Origin of the sequence: Caldimonas sp., assembly GCF_046289365.1 — a bacterium.
Classification (GTDB): Bacteria; Pseudomonadota; Gammaproteobacteria; order Burkholderiales; family Burkholderiaceae_C; genus Caldimonas.
The window spans coordinates 1-2,409 of sequence record NZ_JBKBVU010000310.1; the positions used below are offsets into that span (position 1 = coordinate 1).

General features: G+C 69.9%; 2 protein-coding genes. One reads left to right on the forward strand and one right to left on the reverse strand.

Going from position 1 to position 2,409, the window contains the following annotated elements; genetic code table 11:
• Positions 1–154: 154 nt before the first annotated feature.
• Positions 155–826, reverse strand: coding sequence for a hypothetical protein (locus ACK42S_RS17425; RefSeq protein WP_409710575.1), 672 nt, complete (start codon positions 824–826; stop codon positions 155–157).
• A gap of 139 nt (positions 827–965) precedes the next feature.
• On the opposite strand from ACK42S_RS17425, the gene ACK42S_RS17430 reads away from it, so the two are divergent.
• Positions 966–2,409: FAD-linked oxidase C-terminal domain-containing protein (locus tag ACK42S_RS17430; protein WP_409710578.1), on the forward strand; the 1,444-nt coding region annotated here is incomplete at its 3' end.

Here is a 2,409-nt window from a genome sequence, read left to right on the forward strand (position 1 = left end):
CGATCAATTCAGGCGCCGCGGGGGCCGCCGGTCAGGCGGCCCGGGCCGGGAAGGCGGCCCTGCAGGCGGCGGCCCCCAAGGCCGCCCCGGCCTCCGCGGCAGCGGCCCCGCGCACGCGGCGCAAGGCCCGGGCCGGGCAGCGCTGAAACCCGGATCAGGCCCGCGGATCGCGAGAGCGGTGCTGCCAGGCGCCCAAGGCCACCAGAAAGGCCAGGGCCAGCTCCATCACCTCTTCGATGGCGGTCTGCCAGGCCCGCACGGTGGCCCCGAGCACGATGCCGTGCTCTTCGGCCAGGATGGCCGGGGCGCGGTCGGCCACCTTGCCCACCACCAGCGTCACCGCGAAGGTGAGCACCGTGACGGCCAGCGGGTCGCCGCGGCGCAGGCCGCGCAGCACGCGCGGGCCGTGCCGCACGACGAGGTGCGCACAGGCCAGCGCCACCGGCCCCAGCACCAGGGCGGCCACGACCCGGTGCAGAGGCTGCCCGTCGCGCAGGAAAAAGCTGAACTTGAGCACGCTCGTGCCGGTGAAGGCTTTGTGCCAGTCCATCTCACGTGCGGCAAAAGCCAGCATCACCACGACCAGCGAGACCCACAGACGCCAGTCGTCTTCGGGCCGCCGCCACGCCACGATCAGGAAGGCAGCCACCACGTACAGGGCGGCGTTGAGCCCCTCGACGGGGCCATGCTCGCTCATCAGGGCCATGGTGGCCGGCGCCGGTAAAACAGCCCAGACCAGGTGAGCCAGCCCCAGAAAAACCAGGGCCAAGCCCACCGAGGCGCCAGGGCACAGCGCCAAGGACTTCGAGGCAGGGGAAGAAAGCATGTGCGGCGCTGGCCGCGGCCCGCAGGCCGCACCTTGATGCATGTGGAGTCAAAAGTGAAATGATGCCTCAAAGCCCACGGCCGTTCAGCCTGCGCTCAGCCGGTCACGTTACATTGTCGGCACTACGAGGAGACCCCCGATGAATGCTCCCTTGCCGCCCGCGGCCCGGGCCGCAGACGATGACTCGGGCGAGCGAACGCGGCGCCAGGCCGAGGTGGTGCAGGCCTTGTCGCAGGTGCTGCCCGCGCATGCCCTGCTGTGGCATCGTGAGGACACCACGCCTTACGAATGCGACGGGCTGACCGCCTACCGCGAGCAGCCGCTGGTCGTGGCCCTGCCCGAGACCGAAGAGCAGGTGGCCGCGGTGCTGCGCACCTGCCATCGGCTGCAGGTGCCGGTGGTGGCGCGCGGCGCCGGCACCGGGCTGTCGGGCGGCGCCCTGCCCCACCGCCTGGGCGTGACGCTGAGCCTGGCGAAGTTCAACCGCATCGTGCGCATCGACCCGCATGCACGGATCGCCGTGGTGCAGTCGGGCGTGCGCAACCTGGCCATCAGCGAGGCGGCCGCGCCCTACGGGCTGTACTACGCGCCCGATCCGAGCAGCCAGATCGCCTGCACCATCGGCGGCAACGTGGCCGAGAACTCCGGCGGTGTGCACTGCCTGAAGTACGGGCTGACCGTGCACAACGTGCTGCGGGTGCGCGGCTACACCGTGGAAGGCGAGCCGCTGGAACTGGGCAGCGAGGCGCTGGACGCCCCGGGCCTGGACCTGCTGGCCGTCTTCATCGGCAGCGAGGGCATGCTTGGTGTGGTCACCGAGGTGACCGTCCGGCTCGTGCCCCGGCCGCAACTGGCGCGCTGCATCATGGCCAGCTTCGACGACATCCGCAAAGCCGGCGACGCGGTGGCCAACGTGATCGCCGCCGGCATCATCCCCGCCGGGCTGGAGATGATGGACAAGCCGATGACGGCCGCCGTCGAGGACTTCGTGCATGCCGGCTATGACCTCAATGCTCAGGCCATCTTGCTGTGCGAGAGCGACGGCACCCCCGAGGAGGTGGCCGAGGAGATTGCGCGCATGCTGGACGTGCTCGTCGCCTCGGGCGCCACCCGCGTCGAGGTGAGCAAGGACGAGGCGCAGCGGCTGAAGTTCTGGAGCGGTCGCAAGAACGCCTTCCCCGCCAGCGGCCGCATCAGCCCCGACTACATGTGCATGGACTCGACCATCCCGCGCAAGCGCCTGGCCGACATCCTGCTGGCGATTCAGCAGATGGAAAAGAAATACGGCCTGCGCTGCGCCAATGTCTTTCATGCCGGCGACGGCAACCTGCACCCGCTGATCCTGTTCGATGCCAACGACCCCGACCAACTGCAGCGCTGCGAGCGCTTCGGCGCGGACATCCTCGAAACCAGCGTGGCCCTGGGCGGCACCGTCACCGGCGAGCATGGGGTGGGCGTGGAAAAACTCAATTCGATGTGCGTGCAGTTCTCGCCCGAGGAGTTGGAGCAGATGCGCGCGCTCAAGCGGGCCTTCGACCCGGCCGAGCTGCTCAACCCCGGCAAGGTGGTGCCCACGCTGAACC